Annotated in this window: 21 protein-coding genes and 1 pseudogene; 8 read left to right on the forward strand and 14 right to left on the reverse strand. The window is 71.8% G+C overall.

Going from position 1 to position 25133, the window contains the following annotated elements:
• Positions 1–57 precede the first annotated feature (57 nt).
• A complete protein-coding gene (locus KKZ08_RS06970; RefSeq protein WP_223773602.1) occupies positions 58–1230 on the reverse strand; it encodes a glycerophosphodiester phosphodiesterase in 1173 nt (390 codons plus the stop codon).
• Between the two features lie 377 nt (positions 1231–1607).
• On the opposite strand from KKZ08_RS06970, the gene KKZ08_RS06975 reads away from it, so the two are divergent.
• Positions 1608–2297, forward strand: coding sequence for a lysophospholipid acyltransferase family protein (locus tag KKZ08_RS06975; RefSeq protein ID WP_223773603.1), 690 nt, complete (start codon positions 1608–1610; stop codon positions 2295–2297).
• 399 nt (positions 2298–2696) lie between these two features.
• On the opposite strand, the gene KKZ08_RS06980 is transcribed toward KKZ08_RS06975, so the two are convergent.
• The 4 genes from KKZ08_RS06980 to argH form a co-directional block, all read right to left on the reverse strand.
• Positions 2697–4241, reverse strand: a complete 1545-nt coding sequence (locus KKZ08_RS06980; protein ID WP_223773604.1) for an MFS transporter — start codon at positions 4239–4241, stop codon at positions 2697–2699.
• Complete coding sequence (locus KKZ08_RS06985) at positions 4238–4789, reverse strand: TetR/AcrR family transcriptional regulator (RefSeq protein WP_223773605.1); 552 nt, start codon at positions 4787–4789, stop codon at positions 4238–4240. Before KKZ08_RS06985 ends, KKZ08_RS06980 begins: the two co-directional genes overlap by 4 nt.
• A gap of 55 nt (positions 4790–4844) precedes the next feature.
• On the reverse strand, positions 4845–5819 hold the full coding sequence (locus KKZ08_RS06990; RefSeq protein ID WP_223773606.1) for an aldo/keto reductase: 975 nt from the start codon (positions 5817–5819) through the stop codon (positions 4845–4847).
• Between the two features lie 94 nt (positions 5820–5913).
• Positions 5914–7344, reverse strand: coding sequence for an argininosuccinate lyase (gene argH / locus KKZ08_RS06995; RefSeq protein ID WP_223773607.1), 1431 nt, complete (start codon positions 7342–7344; stop codon positions 5914–5916).
• Positions 7345–7478: 134 nt separating this feature from the next.
• Here argH and KKZ08_RS07000 point away from each other — a divergent pair, with 134 nt between their 5' ends.
• Positions 7479–8066, forward strand: coding sequence for a pyridoxamine 5'-phosphate oxidase family protein (locus tag KKZ08_RS07000; protein WP_223773608.1), 588 nt, complete (start codon positions 7479–7481; stop codon positions 8064–8066).
• 81 nt (positions 8067–8147) lie between these two features.
• A complete protein-coding gene (locus KKZ08_RS07005; protein ID WP_223773609.1) occupies positions 8148–9128 on the forward strand; it encodes a bile acid:sodium symporter family protein in 981 nt (326 codons plus the stop codon).
• A gap of 24 nt (positions 9129–9152) precedes the next feature.
• Here the strand turns inward: KKZ08_RS07005 and KKZ08_RS07010 are convergent, their stop codons facing one another.
• The 5 genes from KKZ08_RS07010 to argC are packed head-to-tail and all read right to left on the reverse strand — an operon-like array spanning position 9153 to position 14049.
• Positions 9153–9695: an arginine repressor gene (locus tag KKZ08_RS07010; protein WP_223773610.1), complete on the reverse strand. Its 543-nt coding sequence runs from the start codon at positions 9693–9695 to the stop codon at positions 9153–9155.
• 7 nt (positions 9696–9702) lie between these two features.
• A complete protein-coding gene (locus KKZ08_RS07015; protein ID WP_223773611.1) occupies positions 9703–10926 on the reverse strand; it encodes an acetylornithine transaminase in 1224 nt (407 codons plus the stop codon).
• Positions 10923–11864: an acetylglutamate kinase gene (argB, locus tag KKZ08_RS07020; RefSeq protein WP_223773612.1), complete on the reverse strand. Its 942-nt coding sequence runs from the start codon at positions 11862–11864 to the stop codon at positions 10923–10925. Before argB ends, KKZ08_RS07015 begins: the two co-directional genes overlap by 4 nt.
• Complete coding sequence (argJ, locus tag KKZ08_RS07025) at positions 11861–13012, reverse strand: bifunctional glutamate N-acetyltransferase/amino-acid acetyltransferase ArgJ (RefSeq protein ID WP_223773613.1); 1152 nt, start codon at positions 13010–13012, stop codon at positions 11861–11863. Before argJ ends, argB begins: the two co-directional genes overlap by 4 nt.
• Positions 13009–14049: an N-acetyl-gamma-glutamyl-phosphate reductase gene (argC, locus tag KKZ08_RS07030; RefSeq protein ID WP_223773614.1), complete on the reverse strand. Its 1041-nt coding sequence runs from the start codon at positions 14047–14049 to the stop codon at positions 13009–13011. Before argC ends, argJ begins: the two co-directional genes overlap by 4 nt.
• 217 nt (positions 14050–14266) lie before the next feature.
• On the opposite strand from argC, the gene rox reads away from it, so the two are divergent.
• Both rox and KKZ08_RS07040 read left to right on the forward strand, forming a co-directional pair.
• Positions 14267–15697, forward strand: coding sequence for a rifampin monooxygenase (gene rox / locus KKZ08_RS07035; protein WP_223773615.1), 1431 nt, complete (start codon positions 14267–14269; stop codon positions 15695–15697).
• A gap of 270 nt (positions 15698–15967) precedes the next feature.
• Complete coding sequence (locus KKZ08_RS07040; RefSeq protein ID WP_223773616.1) at positions 15968–17182, forward strand: alanine--tRNA ligase-related protein; 1215 nt, start codon at positions 15968–15970, stop codon at positions 17180–17182.
• On the opposite strand, the gene KKZ08_RS07045 is transcribed toward KKZ08_RS07040, so the two are convergent.
• A complete protein-coding gene (locus tag KKZ08_RS07045) occupies positions 17179–17595 on the reverse strand; it encodes a DUF5997 family protein (RefSeq protein ID WP_223773617.1) in 417 nt (138 codons plus the stop codon). The two genes, KKZ08_RS07040 and KKZ08_RS07045, sit on opposite strands and share 4 nt — an antisense overlap.
• A 58-nt stretch (positions 17596–17653) precedes the next feature.
• On the opposite strand from KKZ08_RS07045, the gene KKZ08_RS07050 reads away from it, so the two are divergent.
• Positions 17654–18403, forward strand: coding sequence for a LysR family substrate-binding domain-containing protein (locus tag KKZ08_RS07050; protein WP_223773618.1), 750 nt, complete (start codon positions 17654–17656; stop codon positions 18401–18403).
• Positions 18404–18503: 100 nt separating this feature from the next.
• Here the strand turns inward: KKZ08_RS07050 and KKZ08_RS07055 are convergent, their stop codons facing one another.
• On the reverse strand, positions 18504–20723 hold the full coding sequence (locus tag KKZ08_RS07055; RefSeq protein WP_223773619.1) for an NADP-dependent isocitrate dehydrogenase: 2220 nt from the start codon (positions 20721–20723) through the stop codon (positions 18504–18506).
• 129 nt (positions 20724–20852) lie between these two features.
• On the opposite strand from KKZ08_RS07055, the gene KKZ08_RS07060 reads away from it, so the two are divergent.
• Entirely contained in the window at positions 20853–21458 is a 606-nt protein-coding gene (locus KKZ08_RS07060; RefSeq protein ID WP_223773620.1) for a TetR/AcrR family transcriptional regulator, read from the forward strand.
• A gap of 107 nt (positions 21459–21565) precedes the next feature.
• Positions 21566–22456: pseudogene (locus KKZ08_RS07065) on the forward strand (MFS transporter); the annotation flags it as partial.
• Positions 22457–22529: 73 nt separating this feature from the next.
• On the opposite strand, the gene KKZ08_RS07070 reads toward KKZ08_RS07065, so the two are convergent.
• Both KKZ08_RS07070 and KKZ08_RS07075 read right to left on the reverse strand, forming a co-directional pair.
• A complete protein-coding gene (locus tag KKZ08_RS07070) occupies positions 22530–23735 on the reverse strand; it encodes a serine hydrolase domain-containing protein (RefSeq protein WP_223773621.1) in 1206 nt (401 codons plus the stop codon).
• Positions 23732–25015 (reverse strand): alpha/beta hydrolase, encoded by a 1284-nt coding sequence (locus tag KKZ08_RS07075; RefSeq protein WP_223778939.1) that lies wholly within the window; start codon positions 25013–25015, stop codon positions 23732–23734. The genes KKZ08_RS07070 and KKZ08_RS07075 overlap by 4 nt, the downstream gene beginning before the upstream one ends.
• Positions 25016–25133: the final 118 nt, after the last annotated feature.

Genomic DNA, 25133 nt, shown 5'->3' on the forward strand with positions numbered 1-25133 from the left:
AGCGGCCGTCTCTCACCCCAACCGGGGGCGCTCCCCCAGTCGTTGACGGGGCGCCGCTCAGTCCCTGTCGAAGTCCGCGGCGGCCAGCAGCGCGGTGTCCGGGTTGTCGGAGAAGATGCCGTCGATGCCCGTCTCGAAGTAGGCCTTGAGGGCGCCGAAGGCGTCTCCGTAGGCGGCCGGGTCGGTGCCCTTCCTGAAGTTCGCGGGCAGGAAGGTGTTCTCGTTGCGCATCGTGTACGGGTGCAGGATCAGGTCCGCCTCGTGCGCGTCCTCGACGAGCGTGGTCGGCGTGCCGAGGCTGCCGTCGGCCTTCTTCGGGATGACCAGGTCGAGCGTCGGACCGATGCCCTGCGCGAAGCGCGCCATCCACCGCAGGCCCTCGGGCCTGATCAGGTCGGCGACGGTGCGCGGGTCGCCGGCCTCGACGAAGTCCCAGGGGCGGCTGGCGGCGCCGGAAAGAAGGACGACGCGCGGCGCGGAGACCAGCTTGGCCAGGCGCTGGATGCTGCTCGGCTCGAAGGACTGGAGGAAGTTCGGCGAGTTCTTCTTGTGGCGGCCGTAGCGGCGCAGGAGCTTGGCGAGCGGCTCTTCGAGGCCGAGGCCCAGCCCACGGAAGTAGGTGGGGTGCTTGGTCTCGATGTGCAGCCAGATCGGCTTGCCGCGCTTGCGGCCCTGCTTCTCGGCCCACTCGAAGACCTCTTCGAGGGTGGGCACGTCCCAGCGGCCGTCATAGAGGGTGTTGCGCTGGCGGGTGCCCGGGATGCGTTCCTTGGCGCGCAGCGTCTTCAGCTCGGCGAGCGTGAAGTCCTCGGTGAACCAGCCGGTGAGCTTGGCGCCGTCCACGGACTTGGTGGTCTTGCGGGAGGCGAACTCGGGGCGCGCGGCGACGTCCGTCGTCCCGGTGATGTCGTTCTCGTGACGGCATACGAGGTGGCCGTCCTTGGTGGGGACGATGTCCTGCTCGATGACGTGGGCGCCCATGTCCAGGGCGAGCTGGTACGAGCCGAGCGTGTGCTCGGGCCGGTAGCCGCTGGCCCCCCGGTGCGCGACGACGGTCGGCTTCGGCAGGCTCTCGTATCCGCCGTGCCCGGGTCCGTGCCGCTCGTCGGCTCTCGCCACCGTGGGCAGACCGACCGCGGCGGTGCCCGCGCCGAGGAGCGCAGCCCCCAGTACCGCTCGACGCCCCCGGCTCGTCCCCGACTGCTGCTGACCCGACTCCTGCGTCGCCATTGGCGCTCCTCCCGTTGTGCATCCGCCTTGCACCTGACAAAGCGGGACTGATCGTAGGTGGCCGCGAGTGACGGGTGGGAGACCCTGGACGGAACGGCGGGGTGACGCGGCATGGCGAATGGGCGCACCATGGAGGCTGCGGCCCGTGCGGAAGGGCCGCTACGCAGAGAGAAGTGTGTGGGTGACAAGGACCACTACTTCGGGCCACACCGTTCCCGCGGGGATACGGTCGTCGCACGGGCCACGCCCCGGGGCGACGTGGCACAGGGCCGTGTCAACACTGCGTATCGGGTGCGTGAACCCGATGTGCAAACGGCGGTGACCCGCGAGTACCGTACTCACCTGCACTTACTCGTCACCTACTCGTCGTCGACCCGTTGACACCGGAGGGCCTGTTGTCCCGTCTAGCGCTCATCAAGGCAGTGCTCGGACCGATCTTGCGCCTGATGTTCCGCCCACGGGTAGAAGGCGCCGAGAACATTCCCGGGACCGGGCCCGTCATTCTGGCCGGAAACCACCTGACGTTCATCGACTCGATGATCCTGCCGCTCGTGACCAACCGTCCGGTGTTCTTCATCGGCAAGGACGAGTACGTCACCGGCAAGGGCCTCAAGGGCCGCCTGATGGCGTGGTTCTTCACGGGCGTCGGCATGATTCCGGTGGACCGGGACGGCGGGCGTGGCGGTGTCGCCGCGCTGATGACGGGTCGGCGCATTCTCGATGACGGCAAGGTCTTCGGCATCTACCCCGAGGGCACGCGGTCGCCCGACGGGCGGCTGTACCGGGGCCGTACGGGGATCGCGCGGCTGACGCTGATGACGGGGGCGCCGGTCGTGCCGTTCGCGATGATCGGCACGGACAAGCTTCAGCCCGGCGGCAAGGGGGTGCCGCGGCCGGGCAAGGTGACGGTTCGTTTCGGCGAGGCGATGGAGTTCTCGCGGTACGACGGCATGGATCGTGACCGTTATGTGCTGCGGGCGGTGACGGACTCCGTGATGACGGAGGTCATGCAGCTGTCCGGGCAGGAGTATGTGGACATGTATGCGACGAAGGCCAAAGCGGCGTAGCCCTGCGGGGCTTGGGCGGTTTGGTGGTGCGCCCGTGTCGGTGCGGGGGGGGCTTTTGCCCTCCGGGCCGGGGCGGGCGTTCCGTGTTTTTGCGGGTGGTGGGTTGCGGGTTGCTGGGGAAGGGTGGGGGCGGTTCGTCTGCGGGTGCGTGGGGGCTGGTCGCGCAGTTCCCCGCGTCCCTTGCGGGGCCCCTGCCGGTGACTTCGTGCGGGTGCGTGGGGGTTGCTCGCGCAGTTCCCCGCGCCCCCTACGGGGCCCCTGCCGGTGACTTCGTGCGGGTGCGTGGGGGTTGCTCGCGCAGTTCCCCGCGCCCCCTACGGGGCCCCTGCCGGTGACTTCGTGCGGGTGCGTGGGGGTTGCTCGCGCAGTTCCCCGCGCCCCTTGCGGGGCTGGCGGTGGTCAGGGGTCTTCTGGGGTTTCTGCGAGTTTTTGGCCCTTCAGGAGGAACCACGCTGCTACCGCCGTCGCCAGGAGGACCGCCGCGCCGGCCGTCGCCGCCAGTCTCAGGCCGTCGACGAATGCCGTCTGGGCCGCTGCCAGCAGGGCGTCCGCCTGGTGGGGCGGCAGGTCCGCCACCGACTCCACGGCGCCGCCCAGGGATTCGTGGGACGCCGACGCCACGGCGGGCGGGGTGCCCGGTGGGGCCGTGAAGTCGCGGTAGACGCCGGTGACGATGGAGCCGAGGAGGGCGATGCCGAGCGCCGCGCCCAGTTCGTACGCCGTTTCCGACACCGCGGAGGCCGCGCCCGCCTCTTCCTTGGGGACGCTGGAGAGAATGACGTCGGCGGTCACCGTGAACGAGAAGCCCGCGCCGATGCCGACGACCAGCAGCGAAGCCCCGAGCAGCGGATAGCCGGTGGACTGGCTCAGGCCGGTGAGCGCGGCGAGCGAGAGCCCGACCGCCGCCAGCCCGCCCGCGACCACGATACGGACGGAGAAGCGGCGCGCCACCACGCCCGCGACGAGACCCGCCGCCACCGCGCCCACCGCGGCGGGCAGTTCGGCGAGGCCCGCCTCGAACGGCCGCCTGCCCTGCACCAGTTGCAGGAACTGGGAGAGGAAGAAGACCAGACCGGAGAGGCCGAGGACGGTCAGCAGGTCGGCGAGCACCGCCCCGGAGAAGCCGCGGTTGCGGAAGAGCCGCATGTCCAGGAGCGGCGCGTCGAGGGTCAGTTGGCGGCGTACGAACCAGGTGAGCGCCGCCGCGCCGACGACCGCCGCCACCACGACGTCCCAGCGCAGGCCGTGCGCGGCCGCCTCCTTGATGGCGTACACCACGGCGATCATGCCGATGAGCGAGAGCACGACGCTGACCAGGTCCCAGGGGCCCGGCGCCGGGTTCTTCGACTCGGGGAGCAGCTTGATGCCGACGAGGACCAGGACCGCCATCACCGGCAGGTTGATGAGGAAGACCGAACCCCACCAGAAGTGTTCGAGCAGGAAGCCGCCGACGACGGGCCCGACGGCCGCGCCCGCGGACGCCATGGCGCCCCAGATGCCGACCGCGAGGCTGCGCTCGCGCGGGTCGTGGAAGATGTTCCGGATCAGCGCCAGCGTCGACGGCATCAGGGTCGCGCCCGCGACACCGAGCAGCGCGCGGGCCAGGATCATCAACTCCGGGCTGGTGGCGTAGGAGTTGAGGACGGAGACCGCGCCGAAGGCGACGGCGCCGGTGAGCAGCAGCTTCTTGCGGCCGATGCGGTCGCCGAGGCTGCCCATGGAGACCAGCAGTCCCGCGATGACGAAGGAGTAGACGTCGCCGATCCACAGCAGCTGGGTGCCGGAGGGCTTGAGGTCCTCGCTGATGTACGGCGTCGCCAGGCCGAGCACGGTCGCGTCGACGGCGACCAGGAGCACGGCGAGGACGAGCACGGCGAGCGCGAGCCAGCGGCCGGGGCCGCGCTCCACGTCGGCCCCGGCGGCCCGCTGGTGGGTGCTGGTCATGACTCCACTCTCCGCCGTGCGCCGCCGATCAGCAGCTCGGCAATCATGTACGAGAAGTCCTTGGCCGCCACCCGGCCGTCCTGCACGGCCCAGGCGCCCGACCCGATGAGGCCGTAGAGCGCCTCGGTGAGCCAGGCGGGCGTCAGGTCGATGCGGAACTCGCCGCTCTCCTGGCCGCGCCGGAAGAGCGCGGCGAGGCGGGCGTCGATCCGCGACCAGCCCTCGTTCTGCGTCTCCCCCTCGAAGAGCTGGTTCTCGGTGTAGAGGAACGCGAGGAGCCCGGCGGCGGGCTCGAACTCCTTCACCAGGCGCCGCAGGGCCTCCTGCGCGCTGCCGTCCCGGAGCCCCGCCCGGTCCAGGGCCGCCTCGCACTCCTGGAGCCCCAGCTCCTCCAGGGCGCGTACGAGCGCGTCACGGCCCGCGAAATGGCGGTGGAGGGTGGCCCTGCTGATTCCCGCGGCGCGGGCGACCTCGTCCATCGTGGAGGTGGATTTGCGGGTGAGCAGGGCCGCGGCGCTGCGCAGTACCTGGTCGCGATCGACTGACATGAGACAACCATAATCCTATTGAGACGGATATGTCTCAGAGGGTCCCAGGGCGGCGTCAGTGCCAGGGCAGGGCCGCGCGTCGGGCCCAGTACTCCCCCGGCTCCTCCACCAGCCCCGTGAGGCGTTCCAGGCGGTCCGCGTCCAGGTCCACGGCGGCGGCGTGCAGGTTGGAGACGAGCTGGACCGAGGTGGCCGCCCCGGACAGGACGACCCCCGCCCACGGCTCGCGGAGCAGGGCCGCGAGCGCCACCGCGTCGCAGTCGAACCCGGTCCCCTCGGCGACCTCGCGCAGCGGGGCGGGCGCCTGCGGGGCGGCGAGCCGGCCGTTGGCCATGCCCTCCTTGATGATGACGGTGAGACCCGCGTCGTGCGCCTCGGCGAGCGCGGGCCCCGCCGAGGGCTCCAGGAGGTTGTATGTGGCCTGGACCGTACGGAAGAGCGGCTCACCGTCCACGGTGACCTCAAGGGCGGCGCGGATCGCCGCCGCCTGCCCGGGACCGCTCACCGAGAGGCCGACGGTCACTCCCTCGGCCGCCAGCCCCGCGAGGCGCGCGTGGAGTTCCTTGTCGGTGAGCGCCGGGCTCTCGGGCGTGACGGAGTGGATCTGGTAGAGGTCGAGCCGGTCGCCGAGCAGCCCGGCGCTCTGCGCGCGCTGCCGGTCGTAGGCGGCGACGCTGTGGTCCTTGACCTCGTGCGGGCCCTCGACGTCGGTACGCCAGTCGGCCGTATACGTGTAGCCCCACTTGCTGCCGACGACGACGTCACGGTTGTCGGGCCGCGCATGCAGCCAGTCGGCCAGGAACTCCTCGGAACGGCCGTACGAACGCGCCACGTCGACGTAGCGGACCCCCGAGGCGTACGCGGCGTCGAGGAGTTCGAAGGTGCGCTCGCGCAGGGCCTCGACGCTGCGGGACGGCGGCAGGTCGCTCTCGCGGCCCAGCGTGATGTAGCCGGGCCTGCCGACGGCGGCGAGGCCGATCCCTATGCGCGCGGTCGGGGTCGTGGCCGCGGCCAGCCGGGCGAAGGGCATCGCGGGCTCCTCGTGGTCGTAGGCGATCTTCCCCCGCCAACGTAACCCGCGACGCCCTTCGTCACCCACGCGGGCCGTCACCCCCGCACGGCCGTCACTTCCGCGCCGCCGCCCACTCCCGCTGCGCCGCCAGGTCCGCCTTGACCTCCGCGAGCTGGACGGCGACCGCCGAGGGAGCGGTGCCGCCGCGGCCGTCGCGCGAGGCGAGGGCGCCGGGCACGTTCAGGACCGTGCGGACCTCGGGGGTGAGGTGCTCGGAGATCTCGGCGAACTGATCGTCGGTGAGGTCGTCCAGCTCCTTGCCCTCGGCCTCGGCGACCTTCACGCACTCGCCCGCGACCTCGTGCGCTACACGGAACGGCACGCCCTGCCTGACCAGCCACTCGGCGATGTCGGTGGCGAGCGAGAAACCGGCCGGGGCCAGCTCCGCCATGCGCTCGCGGTGGACGGTGAGCGTCGCCATCATGCCGGTGAAGGCGGGCAGCAGGACCTCCAGTTGGTCGCAGGAGTCGAAGACCGGCTCCTTGTCCTCCTGGAGGTCGCGGTTGTACGCGAGCGGCAGCGCCTTCAGCGTGGCGAGCAGCCCCGTGAGGTTGCCGATCAGGCGGCCCGACTTGCCCCGCGCCAGCTCTGCGATGTCCGGGTTCTTCTTCTGCGGCATGATCGACGAGCCGGTCGAGAAGGCGTCGTGGAGGGTGACGAAGGAGAACTCCTTCGTGTTCCAGATGATGATCTCCTCGGCGATCCGCGAGAGGTTCACGCCGATCATCGCGGTGATGAAGGCGAACTCCGCGACGAAGTCACGGGAGGCCGTGCCGTCGATGGAGTTGCCCGCGCTGCCGCGCTCGAAGCCGAGGTCCGCGGCGACCGCCTCCGGGTCGAGGCCGAGGGACGAGCCGGCCAGCGCCCCCGAGCCGTACGGCGAGACGGCCGTCCGCGTGTCCCACTGCCGCAGCCGCTCCGCGTCCCTGGAGAGGGACTGGACGTGCGCGAGGACGTGGTGGGCGAAGAGCACCGGCTGGGCGTGCTGGAGGTGCGTGCGGCCCGGCATCGCGACGTCCGGGTGCGCCTCGGCGAGACCGATGAGCGCGCCCTGGAGGTCGGCGATCAGGCCGCCGATGATCCGCGCGTGGTCGCGCAGGTACATCCGGAAGAGCGTCGCCACCTGGTCGTTGCGCGAGCGTCCCGCCCGCAGCTTGCCGCCGAGGTCGGGGCCGAGCCGCTCCAGGAGGCCGCGCTCCAGGGCGGTGTGCACGTCCTCGTCGGCGATGGTGCCGACGAACGAGCCGTCGGCCACATCGGCTTCGAGGCGGTCGAGCCCGGCCAGCATGCGGGTCAGTTCGTCCTCGGTGAGCAGGCCCGCCTTGTGGAGCACCCGCGCGTGGGCGCGGGAACCGGCGATGTCGTACGGCGCGAGGCGCCAGTCGAAGTGGACCGACGCGGACAGCTTGGCCAGGGCCTCGGCGGGCCCGTCGGCGAACCGTCCGCCCCAGAGCCGGACGTCACCGCCGTTGTTGCTGCTCACTGCACGTGCTCCTCAGGGCTGTCGCTTGCGGGTTCACCGATGTGCGTTATGCATGAGTATGCAGAACTCCGCATGCTTCGTCAATTCCCGAAGTCGTTAGACAGGCGAAGGATTTCGGGGATAAATTCGGCACCATGGGAAAGACCTACGAACGCATAGACGGCCGGCTCCGCACCTTCATCGAAGAACAGCCGATGTTCTTCACGGCGACCGCTCCCCTCTCCGGTGACGGCACGGTCAACCTCTCCCCCAAAGGGCTCAAGGCCTCCTTCGCGGTCATCGACGAACTGACCGTCGCCTACCTGGACTTCGCGGGCAGCAACGCGGAAACCGTGGCGCACCTGCGGGAGAACGGCCGCATCACGCTCATGTGGTGCGCCTTCCAGGGGCCGCCCAACATCGTGCGGGTGCACGGCCGCGGCGAGCCCGTCTTCCGTGACGACCCGCGCTTCAAGGATCTGCTCGGCCACTTCCCCGGGATCGACCCCACGCCGCACGGCCTGCGCGCCATCATCGTCGTGACGGCCGACCTCGTCCGCGACACCTGCGGGTACGCGGTGCCCTTCATGACGTACGACGAGGACCGCGATCTGCACGCCAAGCGCTTCGCGCGCGAGGACGACGCCTCGCTGAACGCCTACTTCGACAAGAAGGAGTTCATCGCGCAGAGCATCGACGGGCTCCCCGGGCTGCCGCTCCCCCTGCCGCCCTCCACCGTCTGAACCATGCGCCCACTCTCCGTGTAACGACCACATACCGAGACGGGGTTGCACGCGTGCGGGGGCGGAGCGTTGCATCGCGCCGTGCGACCCGAACAGACGATCCCTCATCCCGCCGACGACACGAGCGGCGCCGACAAGGCCGCCCGCCGCGCCGTCACCGTCTTCCCCGTCCTCGTGCTGGCCGCCGGCGCCCTCGGCCTCGCCGTGCCGGGGGCGTTCGAGGGCGGGCGCACGAGCGTCTCGTACCTGCTCGGCGTGGTGATGTTCTGCATGGGGCTGACCATGACCCCGCTGGACTTCCAGGGCGTCGTCAAGCGGCCCTGGGCCGTGGCGCTCGGGCTCGTCGCGCACTACGTGATCATGCCGGGCCTCGGCTGGCTGATAGCCCACGCGCTCGGCCTGTCACCGCAGTTGGCGGCCGGAGTGATCCTGGTCGGCTGCGCGCCGAGCGGCACCGCGTCCAACGTGGTCACCTATCTGGCGCGCGGCGACGTGGCGCTGTCCGTGTCGGTCGCCACCGTCTCGACCGTCCTCGCGCCGCTGGTCACGCCGCCGCTGACGCTGCTGCTCGCGGGCGAGTACCTGCCCGTCGACGCGGGCTCGATGGTCACGGACATCCTGAAGACCGTGCTGCTGCCGGTGCTCGGCGGCCTGGTCGTGCGGCTGCTCTTCGGACGGTACGTGGACCGGGTGCTCGGCGCGCTGCCGTGGTTGTCGGCGCTGACCATCGCCGCGATCGTGGCGATCGTGGTCGCGGGCAGTGCCGCGGCCATCAAGTCGGCCGCGGCGCTGGTGTTCCTCGCGGTGTTCCTGCACAACGGCCTCGGCCTCGCGCTCGGTTACGGCGCGGGCAAGCTGGCCCGCCTCGGCCCGCCCGCGTCCCGCGCCATGGCCTTCGAGGTCGGCATGCAGAATTCGGGCCTCGCGGCGTCCCTGGCCACGGCCCACTTCAGCCCGCTGGCCGCGCTGCCCTCGGCGGTGTTCTCGGTGTGGCACAACGTTTCGGGGGCGCTGGTGGCGGCGTGGATGGCGCGCAGGAGTGCACGCCCGGCCGGCAGCTGAGGACGGGCCGGGCGCGGCCCGGGGTCACTCGTTGGAGGCCAGCCGCAGCAAGTGGTCCGCCAGCGCCTGGCCGCCCGCCGGCTCCCTGCTGATCAGCATCAGCGTGTCGTCGCCCGCGATCGTGCCGAGGACGTCGTGCAGCTCGGCCTGGTCGATGGCGGACGCCAGGAACTGGGCGGCGCCCGGCGGCGTACGCAGCACGACGAGGTTGGCCGAAGCCTCCGCGGAGATCAGCAGCTCCGCGGAGAGGCGCCGCATCCGCTCCTCCTTGGCCGACTCCCCGAGCGGCGCGCGCGGGGTGCGGAAACCGCCCTCGCTCGGCACCGCGTAGATGAGGTCGCCCTCGGCGTTGCGGATCTTCACGGCGTTCAGCTCGTCCAGGTCCCGCGAGAGCGTCGCCTGGGTGACGCTCAGACCGTCGTCGGCGAGCAGCTTCGCGAGCTGGCTCTGGGAGCGCACCGGCTGCCGGTTGAGGATGTCCACGATCCGGCGGTGGCGTGCGGTGCGGGTCTGCGGCACGGCGGGACCCGCGTGGTCGCCGTGCTCGTTGCCTTGCGCCTGGCTCATCGTCGTCTCATTCTCCGGATCGTCCGTCCCCGTCGGCCCCATCGGCCTTGGCCGCCTTGTCCGCCTTGGCCAGGATGCCGGGCAGCACCCGGAGGAACGCGTCCACCTCGTCGCCCCGCACGTTCAGCGGTGGCATCAGTCGTACGACATCGGGGGCGGGCGCGTTCACCAGGAAGCCGGCGTCCTGAGCCGCCTGCTGGACCTGCGGCGCGAGCGGCTCGGTGAGCACGATACCCAGCAGCAGGCCCGCACCCCTGACATGCCCGACGAGCCGGTGCCCGAGCGACTCGATCCCGCCCCGCAGCTTCTCGCCCGCCCGCTTGGTGTTCTCCAGGAGCCCCTCGGCGACGATGGTGTCGACGACCGCGAGCCCCGCGGCGCACGCGACGGGGTTCCCGCCGAACGTCGTGCCGTGGTGACCGGGCCTGAACAGCTCGGCGGCGGCGCCGAACGCGACGGTCGCGCCGAGCGGCAGACCGCCGCCCAGGCCCTTCGCGAGTGTGACGACGTCAGGCTCGACGCCCTCGTGCGCGAGGTGCTCGAACCAGTGGCCGGTGCGGCCGATTCCGGTCTGCACCTCGTCGAGGACGAGGAGGGTCCCGGTGGCGCGGGTGATCTCCCTGGCCGCCGTGAGGTAGCCCGGGGGCGGCATGACGACGCCGTTCTCGCCCTGGATCGGCTCGATGATCACGAAGGCGGTCTCGGTGGTGACGGCGGCGCGCAGGGCCTCCACGTCGCCGTACGGCACATGGGTGACATCGCCGGGCAGCGGCAGGAACGGCTCCTGCTTGCCGGGCTGTCCGGTGAGGGCGAGCGCGCCCATGGTCCGGCCGTGGAAGCCGCCGTCGGTGGCGACCATGTGCGGGCGGCCGGTCAGCCGGCCGATCTTGAAGGCGCCTTCGTTGGCCTCGGCCCCGGAGTTGCAGAAGTACACGCGGCCCTCGCGCCCGAACAGCTCCAGGAGCCGTTCGGCCAGCCGGACGGGCGGTTCGGCGACGAAGAGGTTCGAGACGTGGCCGAGCGCGCCGATCTGGGCGCTCACGGCCTCGACGATCGCCGGGTGGGCGTGGCCGAGCGCGTTGACGGCGATGCCGCCGACGAAGTCGACGTACTCCTTGCCGTCGGCGTCCCACAGCCTGCTGCCCGCGCCGCGCACGAGGGGCAGCCGCGGCGTGCCGTAGTTGTCCATGAGCGCGCCCTGCCAGCGCGCGGTCAGCTCCTGGTTGCTCATGACTCCCCCTCGGTCTTGTCGTGGTTCAACGCGTCCGGCACGACCATGGTGCCGATGCCCTCGTCGGTGAAGATCTCCAGCAGGATCGAGTGCTGGACGCGGCCGTCGATGACGCGGGCGGTCTCCACGCCGTTGCGCACGGCGTGCAGGCAGCCCTCCATCTTCGGGACCATGCCGCTGGCCAGCTCGGGCAGGAGCTTCTCCAGCTCGGTGGCGGTGAGCCTGCTGATGACCTCGTCGGAGTTGGGCCAGTCCTCGTACAGGCCCTCGACGTCGGTCAGCACCATCAGGGTCTCGGCATCAAGCGCCGCAGCGAGTGCCGCAGCCGCCGTATCAGCATTGACGTTGTAGACATGGTGATCGTCCTGGGAACGGGCGATCGAGGAGACGACCGGGATGCGGCCGTCGGCGAGCAGCGCCTCGATGGCGCCCGTGTCGATCTCGGTGATCTCGCCGACCCGGCCGATGTCGACCAGTTCGCCCTCGATGCGGGGCTGGTGCTTGGTGGCGGTGATGGTGTGCGCGTCCTCGCCGGTGAGCCCGACGGCGAGCGGCCCGTGCTGGTTGAGCAGGCCGACCAGTTCGCGCTGCACCTGACCGGCGAGCACCATGCGTACGACGTCCATCGCGTCCTCGGTGGTGACCCTGAGGCCCGCCTTGAACTCGCTGACGATGCCGTGCCGTTCGAGCGCCTTGCTGATCTGCGGTCCGCCGCCGTGCACGACCACGGGCTTCAGGCCCGCGTGGTGCAGGAAGACGACGTCCTGGGCGAACGCGGCCTTCAGCTCCTCGTCGACCATGGCGTTGCCGCCGAACTTGATGACGACGGTCTTGCCTCGGTGCCGGGTCAGCCAGGGCAGCGCCTCGATGAGGATCTGCGCCTTGGGCAGCGCGGTGTGCTTGCGGGCGGTGGGCTGGGAGCCCGGGTCCTTGCTCATGAGGAGTACGCGCTGTTCTCGTGGACGTAGTCCGCGGTCAGGTCGTTCGTCCAGATCGTCGCGGTCTCCTCGCCCGCCGCCAGGTCGGCGGTGATGACGACCTCGCGGTAGCGCATGTCGACCAGGTCGCGGTCCTCGCCCACCGAGCCGTTCTTGCAGACCCAGACGCCGTTGATCGCGACGTTCAGCTGGTTCGGGTCGAAGGCGGCGGACGTGGTGCCGATCGCGGAGAGCACCCGGCCCCAGTTGGGGTCCTCGCCGTGCAGCGCGCACTTGAGGAGGTTGTTGCGGGCGATGGACCGGCCGACCTCGACGGCGTCGGCCTCGCTGGCCGCGTTGACCACCTCGACCTTGATGTCCTTGCTGGCGCCCTCGGCGTCGCCGATGAGCTGCCGGCCGAGGTCGTCGCAGACCTCGCGGACGGCCTCGGCGAACTCTGCGTACTCCGGGGCGACTTCGGCGGCGCCCGAGGCGAGCAGCAGCACCGTGTCGTTGGTCGACATGCAGCCGTCGGAGTCGACGCGGTCGAAGGTGAGGCGGGTGGCGTCGCGCAGGGCCCGGTCCAGGACGTCGGCCTCCAGGTCGGCGTCCGTGGTCAGCACGACGAGCATCGTGGCGAGGCCGGGGGCGAGCATGCCGGCACCCTTGGCCATGCCGCCGACGGTCCAGCCGTCCCTGCTCACCACGGACGTCTTGTGGACGCTGTCGGTGGTCTTGATGGCGATGGCGGCCTTCTCGCCGCCGTGCGCGGACAGCTCACCGGCGGCCTTCTCGACGCCCGGCAGGAGCTTGTCCATGGGCAGCGTGACACCGATGAGCCCGGTCGAGGCGACGGCGACCTCGCCCGCGTTCAGGGAGAGGACCTCGGCCACCTTCTCGGCGGTGGCGTGCGTGTCCTGGAAGCCCTTGGGCCCCGTACAGGCGTTGGCGCCACCGGAGTTGAGGACGACGGCGGAGACGAGTCCGCCCTTGAGGACCTGCTCCGACCAGAGGACGGGCGCGGCCTTGACGCGGTTGGAGGTGAAGACGCCCGCGGCGGCCTGGCGGGGCCCGGTGTTGACCACGAGGGCCAGGTCCGGGTTGCCGTTCTCCTTGATGCCGGCGGCGATGCCCGCCGCCGTGAATCCCTTGGCTGCCGTCACACTCACGGCGCGACTCCGATCGTAGAGAGCCCGGTCGCCTCGTCGAGGCCGAGGGCGATGTTCATGCTCTGGAGGGCGCCGCCCGCGGTGCCCTTGGCGAGATTGTCGATGGCGCTGATCACGATCACGCGGCCGGCCGCCTCGTCGCAGGCGACCTGGATCTGTACGGCGTTCGAGCCGTACACGGCGGCGGTCGCGGGCCACTGCCCCTCGGGGAGCAGGTGGACGAACGGCTCGTCGGCGAAGGCCTTGGCGTACGCGTCCCGCACGGTCTCGGCGGTGACGCCCGCCTTGGCCTTCGCGCTGCACGTGGCGAGGATGCCGCGCGGCATCGGGGCCAGGGTCGGCGTGAAGGAGACGGTGACCGGGGTGCCCGCGGCGGCGCTCAGGTTCTGGATCATCTCGGGGGTGTGCCGGTGCGCTCCGCCGACTCCGTACGGGGACATGTTTCCCATGACCTCCGAGCCGAGCAGGTGCGGCTTGGCGGCCTTGCCCGCGCCGGAGGTGCCGGACGCGGCGACGATCACCGCTTCGGGTTCGACGAGGTCCGCCGTGTACGCGGGGAAGAGCGCGAGCGAGACGGCGGTCGGGTAGCAGCCGGGCACCGCGATGCGCTTGGTGCCCGCCAGCGCGGCGCGGGCGCCGGGCAGTTCGGGCAGGCCGTAGGGCCAGGTGCCGGCGTGCGGACTGCCGTAGAACTTCTCCCAGTCCCCCGCGTCCTTCAGCCGGAAGTCGGCGCCCATGTCCACGACGAGGACGTCGGGGCCGAGCTGCTCGGCGACGGCGGCGGACTGCCCGTGCGGCAGCGCGAGGAAGACCACGTCGTGCGGCCGGTCCTGCCCCGCGAGGATCTCCGGGGTGGTCGGCTCAAGGACGCGGTCGGCGAGCGGGAGCAGATGCGGTTGCAGCGCTCCCAGGCGCTGGCCCGCGTTCGAGTTCCCGGTGAGAGCGCCGATCTCCACCTCGGGGTGGGCGAGCAACAGGCGCAGCAACTCGCCGCCCGCGTACCCACTCGCCCCTGCCACTGCTGCGCGTACCGCCATGGAACCCTCCTCTTGGATGGCATGACTATACGCATAGCCGCAGTTTTATGCAAAGGGCGCCCGGGAGGGGGGGCCAAAGACAAAGGCAAGGAGGTCGTTCGCTCTCCTTGCCACTCTCAAGATATAGCGCAAGGGGGGACTTGCGGCAAGGGTACCCTTACCCCGCACAATCACCTGGCAAGGCCGCGACCTGCGGAAATACATGGGGGTTGTTGTAATGATCGACGTACTCATCGCCGGTGGCGGACCGACCGGACTGATGCTCGCCGCGGAACTGCGCCTGCACGGAGTGCGCGTGCTCGTGCTGGAGAAGGAGACGGAGCCGACCGTGCAGTCCCGCGCGCAGGGGCTGCACGCGCGCAGTGTCGAGGTGATGGACCAGCGGGGGCTGCTCGACCGGTTCCTCGCGCACGGCAAGCAGTTCACGGTCGGCGGCTTCTTCGCCGGTCTCGGCACCGTGTGGCCGGAGGGTCTCGACACCGCGCACTCCTACGTCCTCGGCATCCCGCAGCAGATCACCGAGCGGCTGCTGACCGAGCACGCCACGGAGCTGGGCACCGAGATCCGGCGCGGCCACGAACTGGTCGGGCTGAGCCAGGACGACGAGGGGGTGGACGTCGAACTGGCCGACGGCACGCGGCTGCGCGCACGCCATGTCGTCGGCTGCGACGGCGGGCGCAGCACGGTCCGCAAGCTGCTCGGCGTCGCCTTCCCCGGGGAGCCCGCCCGGGTGGAGACGCTGCTGGGCGAGGTGGAGGTGACCGTCTCCCCGGAGACGCTGGCCGCCGCGGTGGCCGAGGTGCGCAAGACGCAGCAGCGGTTCGGCTTCATGCCCCTGGAGGGCGGGGTGTACCGCGTCGTGGTGCCCGCCGACGGGGTGGCCGAGGACCGCGTGACCCCGCCGACCCTGGAGGAGCTCAGGCAGCAGCTCCGCGCGTACGCGGGCACCGACTTCGGCGCGCACTCGCCGCGCTGGCTCTCCCGCTTCGGCGACGCCACCCGGCAGGCCGAGCGCTACCGCGTCGGCCGGGTGCTGCTGGCGGGCGACGCGGCGCACATCCACCCGCCGACCGGTGGGCAGGGCCTGAACCTCGGCATCCAGGACGCGTTCAACCTCGGCTGGAAGCTGGCCGCGGAGATCAACGGCTGGGCGCCGGACGGGCTGCTCGACAGCTACTACGACGAACGGCACCCGGTGGCCGCCGACGTGCTGGACAACACCCGCGCGCAGATGGAGCTCATGTCGCTCGAACCGGGCGCGCAGGCGGTGCGCAGGCTGATGGCGCAGCTGATCGACTTCGAGGAGGTCAACCGGTACCTGATCGAGAAGATCACGGCGATCGGGGTCCGCTACGACTTCGGCGAGGGGCACGACCTGCTCGGCAAGCGGCTCCGGGACGTGCGGCTGAAGGGCGGCCGCCTCTACGACCTGACGCACGCCGGCCGCGGACTGCTGCTCGACCAGACGGGCCGGCTCTCGGTGGTGGGCTGGGCGGACCGCGTCGACCACGTCGTCGACGTCAGCGAGGAGCTGGACGCGCCCGCGGTACTGCTGCGCCCGGACGGCCATGTGGCGTGGGTCGGCGAGGACCAGCGGTCCCTGCTCGACGCCCTCCCGCGGTGGTTCGGGGCCGCCATGGCGGGCTGAGCGACGGCGGTGGCCCGGCGCGGCCCGTAATTCGCGTGCCGCGCCGGGCCCCGCCGCGTTATCTTCGGCCCTATGAACGTCATCGGCCACCGCCCCACCGCGACCGCGCGAGCGCCCCGCTCGCCGGTCGCCGCCGCCTGACGTACGTCCTGAATCCCCACCGGCGACCGGAAACGGCCCGCCGGTGTTCCGTGGTCTTCCCGTCCCGGTTCCCGTACGCGCGGGCCGTCTTCCGGCGCCTTTCCGCCGCGACGCGAAGGAGCCACCCTCATGAAGAACCCGAAGACCCCCCTGAGTACCGGGCCGAGCACCGGGCCGAGCACCGAGCAGATCGTCCGTACGTTCGTCGAGTACTACGAGGAGCGCGGGCACCGCCGGATCACCGGCTCGACCCTGCTGCCGCCGCCCGGCGACCCGGTGCTCTTCACCACCTCGGGGATGCATCCGCTCATCCCGTACCTCGAAGGGCGCCCGCACCCCCTCGGCAGGCGGCTCGTCAACGTCCAGCGGTGTCTGCGCACCACGGACCTCGAAGAGGTCGGCGACCCCACCCATCTGACCGTCTTCGAGATGCTCGGCACCTGGTCCCTCGGCGACTACGAGGGCCCGCAGAGCCTGGCCTGGGGGTACGAGCTGCTCACCGACGGCTTCGGCGTCGACCCCGGGCTGCTGCACGCCACGGTCTTCGGCGGCGACGACCGGACCGGGCCCGACACCGCCTCCCTGGAGCTGTGGCAGGACCGAGGGGTCCCGGTGGAGCCGACCGTGGAGGACAACTGGTGGCCCAGCGGATCGGCCGGACCGTGCGGGCCCGACTCGGAGATCTTCCTGTGGACCGGTGAAGGACCGCCGGAGTCGACCCCGACGCGCGACGACCGCTGGGTCGAGGTGTGGAACCACGTGATGATGCGCCATCGCCGCCTCGACGACGGCTCACTCGTACCGCTGGTCCAGCGCAATGTCGACACCGGCCTCGGCCTGGAGCGGCTGGCCTCGCTGCTCCAGGGCCGCGGGTCGGTGTTCGAGAGCGACGTCTTCGACCTCTGGCGGCGGCTCGTGCCGGGCCTGTGGCCGCTGGACGAGCCGTCGCTGCGGCTGGTCTGCGACCACCTGCGCTCCGCCGTGGTGGTGATCGGCGACGGCGTGGGCCCGGCCGTCTCGGGACGCGGCTATGTGCTGCGGCGGCTGGTGCGTCGCGTACTCACCGTGCTGTGGCGGGACGACGCCTCGCGCACGCTCGGCGACCTCCCGGACGAGCTGGTGCGGCACACCCTGGACCGCTTCCGGCAGGACGCCGATCCGAACGCCGTGCACCGGGTGCTGGTCGAGGAGGAGCGCCGCTTCGGGCGGCTCCTGGAGCGCGGGCGGCAGGTACTGGCCCGGCCCCGCTTCCGGGGCCCGCTGGACGAGGAGGACTTCCGCTACCTGCACGACACCCACGGCCTGCCGCGCGAACTGGTGGTGAGCCTGCGCACGCGGGACTAGCGGGCGTCCTCGTCGGCGCGGGCCGCACGCTTCTGGGCCTGCTCGGCCTGCTTCTCCTTGATCCGCACCGCTTCCTTGCGGACCTCGGCCTGGGTGGCGCGCTCCTGGCGCAGCCAGCCGGGCATCTCGTCCTTCAGCGCGTCGATCTGCTCGGTGGTGAGCGGCTCGGTGACCCCGCCCCGGGCGAGGCCCGCGATGGAGACGCCGAGCTTGGCGGCGACGACCGGGCGGGGGTGGGGGCCGTTGCGCCGCAGTTCCTGGAGCCACTCGGGCGGGTCGGCCTGAAGCGAGTTCAGCTCGCTGCGCGAGACGACACCCTCCTGGAACTCGGCGGGCGTGGCCTGGAGGAGCACACCCAGCTTCTTCGCCGCGGTCGCGGGCTTCATGGTCTGGGTGTTCTGGTGCGACGTCATGGTGTCAAGGGTATCGAGCATGTGCGCTACCTCTGACCACGACCGGTAGCCTGGCGAGGTGACAGGCTCGGAAGTAACCCCTTCGTTCCGGCTCGCCTACGTCCCGGGGGTGACGCCCACCAAGTGGGTGCGTATCTGGAACGAGCGGCTGCCCGACGTCCCCCTGACCCTTCTCCAGGTCTCCCCCGGCGAGGCACCTGACGTGCTGCGCGCGGGCGGGGCCGACGCCGGGTTCGTACGGCTGCCGATCGACCGCACGGATCTCAGCGCGATCCCCCTCTACGCCGAGACCACGGTCGTCGTGATCCCCAAGGACCACGTCGTGGCCGCGGTCGACGAGGTGTCCCCCGAGGATCTCGCCGACGAGATCGTCTTCCACCCGCTGGACGAGACGCTGGAGTGGGAGCGGCGCCCGGGGGTGCCCGCCGCCGAGCGCCCGGCGACCACGGCCGACGCGATCGAGCTGGTCGCGGCGGGTGTTGGCGTGCTCCTCGTCCCGCAGTCCCTCGCGCGGCTGCACCACCGCAAGGACCTCACCTACCGCCCCGTCACGGACGCCCCCGAGTCGCGTGTGGCCCTCTCGTGGCGGGAGGACGGGACCACGGAGCTGGTCGAGGACTTCATCGGCATCGTCCGCGGCCGTACGGTCAACAGCTCGCGGGGGCGCGCGCAGGCCCCGGCGGCGAAGGAGAAGTCCCAGGCGAAGCCGCAGGCCAAGGCCAGGCCCAAGGCCGCGGCCCAGCCGAAGAAGAAGGCCGTGTCCCGCCCGAAGCCCGCCAAGCGCGGCAAGCCGCGGCGGCGCTCGTAGTCGCGTACGCACATGAAGGCCCGTGAAGGGGGCCTCCCGCCGAGCGGCGGGAGGCCCCCTTCACGACTGTGTGCCGGGCTTCACGACTGTGTGCCGGACGTCAGCCCAGGATCGACAGCGCCTGGTTGAACGTCGCGGACGGACGCATGACCTCGGTGGCCTTGGCGACGTCCGGCTGGTAGTAGCCGCCGATGTCGGCCGGGGAGCCCTGGACGGCGATGAGCTCGTCCACGATGGTCTGCTCCTGCTCGGCCAGCGTCTTGGCCAGGGCGGCGAACGCCTCGGCGAGCTGCGTGTCCTCGGTCTGCTTGGCCAGCTCCTGGGCCCAGTACAGGGCGAGGTAGAAGTGGCTGCCGCGGTTGTCGATGCCACCGAGGCGGCGGCTCGGCGACTTGTCGTTCTCCAGGAACGTGGCCGTCGCGCGGTCCAGGGTGTCGGCGAGGATCTGCGCGCGGGCGTTGCCCGTGGTGGTGGCGAGGTGCTCGAAGCTGACCGCGAGGGCGAGGAACTCGCCGAGGCTGTCCCAGCGCAGGTAGTTCTCCTTGACCAGCTGCTGGACGTGCTTCGGCGCGGAGCCGCCGGCGCCGGTCTCGAAGAGGCCGCCGCCGTTCATCAGCGGGACGACCGACAGCATCTTGGCGCTGGTGCCCAGCTCCAGGATCGGGAAGAGGTCGGTGAGGTAGTCGCGCAGGACGTTGCCGGTGACGGAGATGGTGTCCTCGCCGCGGCGGATGCGCTCCAGGGAGAACGCGGTGGCCTCGACCGGCGACATGATGCGGATGTCCAGGCCCGCGGTGTCGTGGTCGGCGAGGTACTGCTTGACCTTGCCGATGAGCACGGCGTCGTGGGCGCGGGTCTCGTCCAGCCAGAACACGGCGGGGCTGCCGGTGGCGCGGGCGCGGGTGACGGCGAGCTTGACCCAGTCCTGGATCGGCGCGTCCTTGGTCTGGCACATGCGGAAGATGTCACCGACGGCGACGGCCTGGTCCAGGACGACGTTGCCCGCGGCGTCGACGACGCGCACGGTGCCGGTGGTCTGGATCTCGAAGGTCTTGTCGTGGCTGCCGTACTCCTCGGCCTTCTGCGCCATCAGACCGACGTTCGGGACGGAGCCCATGGTCGACGGGTCGAAGGCGCCGTTGGCGCGGCAGTCGTCGATGACGACCTGGTAGATGCCGGCGTAGCTGCTGTCCGGGAGAACGGCCAGGGTGTCGTGCTCCTCGCCGTCCGGGCCCCACATGTGGCCGGAGGTGCGGATCATGGCCGGCATGGAGGCGTCGACGATGACGTCGCTCGGGACGTGCAGGTTGGAGATGCCCTTGTCGGAGTCGACCATGGCCAGCTCCGGGCCCTCGGCCAGCTCGGCCTCGAAGGACGCCTTGATCTTGTCGCCCTCGGGGAGCGAGTCCAGGCCCTTGAAGATGCCGCCCAGGCCGTCGTTCGGGGTCAGGCCGGCGGCGGCGAGGGTCTCGCCGTGCGCGGCGAAGGTCTTCGGGAAGAAGGCGCGGACCACGTGGCCGAAGACGATCGGGTCGGAGACCTTCATCATCGTGGCCTTGAGGTGCACGGAGAAGAGCACGCCCTGCGACTTCGCGCGGGCGACCTGCTGCTTGAGGAACTCGCGCAGCGCGGCGACGCGCATGACGGAGGCGTCGACGACCTCGCCCGCGAGGACCGGTACGGACTCGCGCAGGACGGTGGTGGAGCCGTCGTCACCGACGAGCTCGATGCGCAGCGCGCCGGCCTCGGTGATCACCGCGGACTTCTCGGTGGAGCGGAAGTCGTTCTCGCCCATGGTGGCGACGTTCGTCTTCGACTCGGACGTCCAGGCGCCCATGCGGTGCGGGTGGGCCTTGGCGTAGTTCTTGACCGACGCGGGGGCGCGGCGGTCGGAGTTGCCCTCGCGCAGGACCGGGTTGACGGCGCTGCCCTTGACCTTGTCGTAGCGGGCGCGGATGTCGCGCTCCTCGTCGGTCTTGGGGTCGTCCGGGTAGTCGGGGAGCGCGTAGCCCTGGCCCTGGAGCTCGGCGATCGCGGCCTTCAGCTGCGGGATCGAGGCCGAGATGTTGGGCAGCTTGATGATGTTCGCCCCGGGCGTCTTGGCGAGTTCGCCCAGCTCGGCGAGGGCGTCGTTGATGCGCTGGCCCTCTTCGAGGCGCTCGGGGAAGCTCGCGATGATCCGGCCCGCGAGCGAGATGTCACGGGTCTCCACGCTGACGCCTGCCGTCGAGGCGTAGGCCTGGACCACCGGCAAGAACGAATGGGTCGCCAGGGCCGGGGCCTCGTCAGTGTGGGTGTAGATGATGGTCGAGTCAGTCACCGGGTGCTCCGCTCCGCGTCTGCAACATTGCTCGACATCAAGATATCTCCTACCTCCCCCCGTACGGACAGGGCCCTGGCCATTTCCTTCCGCGTAGACACTGTCTACGCGATGTAGTAGACAGTGTCTATGAACCAAGACGGGACAGCCAAGCCGGACGAGCCACAGGACGCCGGGCTGCGGGCCCGCCTGGTGGACGTGGGCGTGGAACTCCTGGCGGCCGAGGGTGTGCAGGCGCTGGCCCTGCGGGAGATCGCCCGCAGGGCCGGGGTCTCGCACGGGGCGCCCCGGCGCTACTTCCCCACGCATGTGGAGCTGTTGTCGGCGATCGCGCGGCGCGGGTTCGCGGCGCTGGCGGCGGAGGTGGAGCGGGCGACGGCCGAAGGCGATGCGCGTACGCGGCTGAAGGCGCTGAGCCGTGCCTACCTCGGTTTCGCGGCGGACCACCGCGGGATGTTCGAGCTGATGTTCCGCCACGATCTCCTGGAGAGCGACGGACTCGGCCTGCGGGAGACCAGCCTGCCGCTCTTCGACGTCCTGGTCGGCCTGGTCGCCGAGGCACGCCCCGCGTCCGGCGCCGGGGCGCGGATCACCGCGGGATCCCTCTGGGCGAACCTGCACGGCATCGCGCAGTTGTGGGGGTGGGGCAGCCTGCGGCTGGCGTCGGGGGCGGCGGACGTGGAACCACTGATCGAGGCGGCGCTGGACGCACACCTCGGTGCGGAGCGGGCGTGACTGCCGTGGGGCTGGGGGGTGAGGGGGTGCTCGGTACAAGGACCCGGCGGGCGCCCGGCCCCCGGACGCAGCGGAACCTGACCCTCGCGTGCAGTGTTCTCGGCGCCATGGTCGTCGCTCTGGACGGCACCGTGCTGACCGTCGTGCAGCCCGCCCTCCAGCGTGATCTGGGCGCGTCGTTCACGCAGGTGCAGTGGACCAGCACCGGCTATCTGATCGCCGTGGCGAGCCTGCTGGTCTTCGCGGGGCGGCTCGGTGACCGGTACGGACACCGGCGGGTCTTCGCCGTCGGGACACTCGGCTTCGCGCTCGCCTCGGCGGGGATCGGCCTCGCGTCGGACATCGGCTGGGTGATCGCGCTGCGCGTCGCCCAGGGCGTCTTCGGCGCGCTGCTCCAGCCCTCCACTCTCGGGATGCTGCGGGCCGCGTACCCACCCGACAGGATCGGGATGCCGATCGCGGTGCGGACCAGCGCGATCGGCCTCGCGGCGGCGGCCGGGCCGGTGCTCGGCGGGGCGCTCGCGACGGAGCTGGGCTGGCGCTCGGTGTTCTTCCTGAGCGTGGTGCCCGCGCTGGTGATCGGCGTACTGGCACTGCTGGTGCGCGTGCCCGCGCCGCCCCGGGAGGGGCCCGCGCCCGGACTCGACCTGACCGGGGCGGGGCTGCTCGCGGTGGCGCTGGCGTGCCTCGTGCACACGCTGGTCGGCGCCTCGGAGAGCGGCCGGCCGGCGGCCACCGCGCTCGGGGCGTGCGGGACGGCGCTCGCGGCGGCCGTATTCATCCGGCACGAACGCCGCGCCGCGAGCCCGCTGATACCGCCCCTCCTGATCGGCTCGGCCGCGGTCGGGACCGCCCTCGGCATCCTGGTGGCGGCCTCCGCGGCGATGTTCGGGGCGCTCTTCGTGGGCACGTACTTCCTTCAGGACGTACTGGAGCTCGACCCGCTGCACAGCGCGCTGCGGGCGCTGCCCCTCGCGATCACGATGATCGTGAGCGCGCACGAACGACGCGGCGAGCCCGGCAGCCGAGGCACCGGGCCCCCACCACCGCGGCACCCACCCCCCGCCAGAGCTACCGCCCGCCCCCGGAAAGAGCCTCCCCCAGCGCCCCGTCCACCATCCGCAGAGCCGCCCGCGACTGCCTCTCGCTCCGTTCGCGGCTGTCCAAGCGGAGCGTGAACGCCGCGCTGGTCACGGCCGTGGCTCCGTCCGGGGTGACACCGCATTCGCTGACGCAGCCGAGGCTGGTTCCGCCGTGGAACCAGATGCCGTCGCGGCGGCCGGTGACCGGCCGCCAGGCGATGCCGAGGCCGTAGCGGACGCCGTCGGCCGGGATCCAGTCCTTCACGGGCACGGTCCGCCGCATCGCCGCCAGCTCGGCCGGGCGCAGCAGGCGCCCGCCGAGCAGGGCGCGCAGGAAGACGCCGTGGTCCCGGGGCGTCGAGATGAGGCAGCCGTCCGCGCCGCCGCCGAAGCCGAGGGTCGTGTCGACGGGCCGGGTGCCGTTCGGGAAGTACGTGTAACCGGTGGCCGTCGGCCTCGGCACATATGACGACGTGCCCGGCATGAGGGTGTCGCGCAGGCCGAGCGGTTCGATGATCCGCTCGTGGAGTTCCTGCGCCCAGGGGTGGCCGGTGACCGCCTCGATGAGCAGCCCGGCGACGACGTAGTTGGTGTTGGAGTAGGCCCAGCGTCGCTCCCCCGCCGGGTCGTCGGCGTCGGGCAGCCACTCCGGGGGCTTGCTCAGGGCGGCCGTCAGCTGCTCCTCGGGGGTCTGCGAGCGGAAGCGGTTCCGGCGGTAGGCCTCCGGGGTGAGGTCGTCCGGGTCCGCTCCGAGGGCGACGTAGTCGTTCAGGCCGCTGGTCTGCCGCAGCAGGTTGGTGACGGTGATCCGGCGGCCGTCGTTGCCGTGGCCGCGGATCGCGCCGGGCAGCCACCGCTCGACTGTGTCGGTGAGCTTCAGCCTCCCCTCGCCCACGAGTTGGAGGAGGAGCGTGGCGGTGAACGTCTTGGTGTCGCTGCCGATCCGGTAGTACGCGCCCCAGGGCACCGGATCCTTCGCCGCGAGGTCGGCGACGCCCGCGCGGGCGGCCGTGCGGCCGTGCGCGCCCTGCACCTCGGCGAGGACGCCGGTCACTCCGGTGGCGAGGAGGGCGTCGACGTGGCGTCGCAGGGCCCGCTCCCGTCGGGGCGCCACCGCAGAGGCGGGGGCCGCCGCCCCCGTGAGCAGCGCCGCCGTGGCGGCCGCGAGCCCCGTACGCCTGCTGATGTCCGTCATGAGCGCGCCTCCGGCTTCGGGCAGGTGAGGTCGGCGGCGGGCAGCTCGCCGTCGCGAAGGTAGGTGTTGACGGCGCGGTCGGCGCAGGGGACGGGGGTCAGGCCGTCGTTCCCCCGGCCGTAGACGCCGTGCGCGCGGATGTCCGCCGTCAGGAGGCGCGAGCCGGTGAGCCTGCGGTGCAGGGCGAGGGCGCCTTCGTAGGGCACGTTGTTGTCGTGGCGGGCCTGGAGCAGCAGGATCGGCACGTCCTTGCCGATCGTCGTGCCGGGTTCGCGGGGCTCGCTCCCCCAGAACGCGCACGGCGCGATCATGCCGTTGACGTACGGGCCGAAGACCGGCTGCGTGGCACGGCTGCGCTGCATGTTCTTCCAGTACGTCGCCGGGTTCCTCGGCCAGCCGCCCGCGGGCCACCCCCCGTCGCCGCACATGAAGATCGCGCCGCCGACCACGCTGCTCTCCAGCCGCTCGGCCCGCGCCAGCAACTCCTGTACGTCGGCCCGCACTCGCGGCGCCAGTGCGGCCTCCGCGGGCGCTCCCGAGCGCTGGAACAGTTCGTACTGCGTGGCCGCCGGGTCCGTCGAGGAGTCCAGGACGACGCGGTCGGCGCGGCGCGGGAACAGCTGGGTGTAGACGGCGCCGAGGTCCGCGCCGTACGAGACTCCGTAGTACGACAGCTTGCTCTCGCCGAGGGCGGCGCGGATCGCGTCCATGTCGCGGGCGACGTTGCGGGTCGAGGCGTGCGGGAGCAGCGTGGCGTTGTCGCCGTGCTCCTGGCAGCGGCGCGCGGTGTCCCGGGCGGCACGCACCGACGCCTCGAAGTCCTCGCGCGGTGTGGTCGTCGGCGCGGGCGGGGCCGGGCGCGGGGCGGGGCCGCAGGTGAGCGGGGTGCTCTCGCCGAGGAAGCGGGGGTCGAAGCCGATCAGGTCGTAGCGGTCGGCCACGTCCTTCAACGCGGGCCGCAGGGCGAGGGTGTTGGCGAGTCCGGTGCCGCCCGGGCCGCCGGGGTTGGAGAGCAGGATGCCGCGCCGCGCGGGCGACTTGGCCTTGATGCGGGAGATCGCGAGCCGGATGGTGCGGCCCTCGGGGTCGGCGTAGTCGAGGGGCACGGTGACCTTCGCGCACTGCGCGCCCGCCGCGATCAGCTCCTTCTGAGCGGCCGAGCAGGCGCCCCAACTCAGCCGCCGAGGTGTCGACTTGGGGGGAGGGGCCGCGGCGGCCACTCCGCCCGCGAGGAGACCGGCCGGTCCCAAACCCGCGGTGATGGTCGAGGCGACGCGCATCGTGCTCCTTGGTCCGTCGGTGTCCGCCCCGGCCCACTCGGCGGAGACGATCACCACGCTGGGAAGGCGCGCGGCGCGCCACCATCGGGCCACCGGGCCGAACGCCCCTGGGGGCAAC

Source organism: Streptomyces sp. 135 (assembly GCF_020026305.1).
In the GTDB taxonomy this organism is placed as follows: Bacteria; Actinomycetota; Actinomycetes; order Streptomycetales; family Streptomycetaceae; genus Streptomyces.

Coding starts and splice junctions, on each gene's coding strand:
- KKZ08_RS07060 (WP_223773620.1), top strand. CDS start 20,853: ATGAACCAAGACGGGACAGCCAAGCCGGACGAGCCACAGGACGCCGGG.
- KKZ08_RS07075 (WP_223778939.1), bottom strand. CDS start 25,015: ATGCGCGTCGCCTCGACCATCACCGCGGGTTTGGGACCGGCCGGTCTC.
- KKZ08_RS07015 (WP_223773611.1), bottom strand. CDS start 10,926: ATGAGCAACCAGGAGCTGACCGCGCGCTGGCAGGGCGCGCTCATGGAC.
- argB (WP_223773612.1), bottom strand. CDS start 11,864: ATGAGCAAGGACCCGGGCTCCCAGCCCACCGCCCGCAAGCACACCGCG.
- KKZ08_RS07010 (WP_223773610.1), bottom strand. CDS start 9,695: ATGAGCCAGGCGCAAGGCAACGAGCACGGCGACCACGCGGGTCCCGCC.
- KKZ08_RS07045 (WP_223773617.1), bottom strand. CDS start 17,595: ATGACGTCGCACCAGAACACCCAGACCATGAAGCCCGCGACCGCGGCG.
- KKZ08_RS06970 (WP_223773602.1), bottom strand. CDS start 1,230: ATGGCGACGCAGGAGTCGGGTCAGCAGCAGTCGGGGACGAGCCGGGGG.
- KKZ08_RS07000 (WP_223773608.1), top strand. CDS start 7,479: ATGGGAAAGACCTACGAACGCATAGACGGCCGGCTCCGCACCTTCATC.
- rox (WP_223773615.1), top strand. CDS start 14,267: ATGATCGACGTACTCATCGCCGGTGGCGGACCGACCGGACTGATGCTC.
- KKZ08_RS06985 (WP_223773605.1), bottom strand. CDS start 4,789: ATGTCAGTCGATCGCGACCAGGTACTGCGCAGCGCCGCGGCCCTGCTC.
- KKZ08_RS06980 (WP_223773604.1), bottom strand. CDS start 4,241: ATGACCAGCACCCACCAGCGGGCCGCCGGGGCCGACGTGGAGCGCGGC.
- KKZ08_RS07070 (WP_223773621.1), bottom strand. CDS start 23,735: ATGACGGACATCAGCAGGCGTACGGGGCTCGCGGCCGCCACGGCGGCG.
- KKZ08_RS07040 (WP_223773616.1), top strand. CDS start 15,968: ATGAAGAACCCGAAGACCCCCCTGAGTACCGGGCCGAGCACCGGGCCG.
- KKZ08_RS06990 (WP_223773606.1), bottom strand. CDS start 5,819: ATGCCCTTCGCCCGGCTGGCCGCGGCCACGACCCCGACCGCGCGCATA.
- argC (WP_223773614.1), bottom strand. CDS start 14,049: ATGGCGGTACGCGCAGCAGTGGCAGGGGCGAGTGGGTACGCGGGCGGC.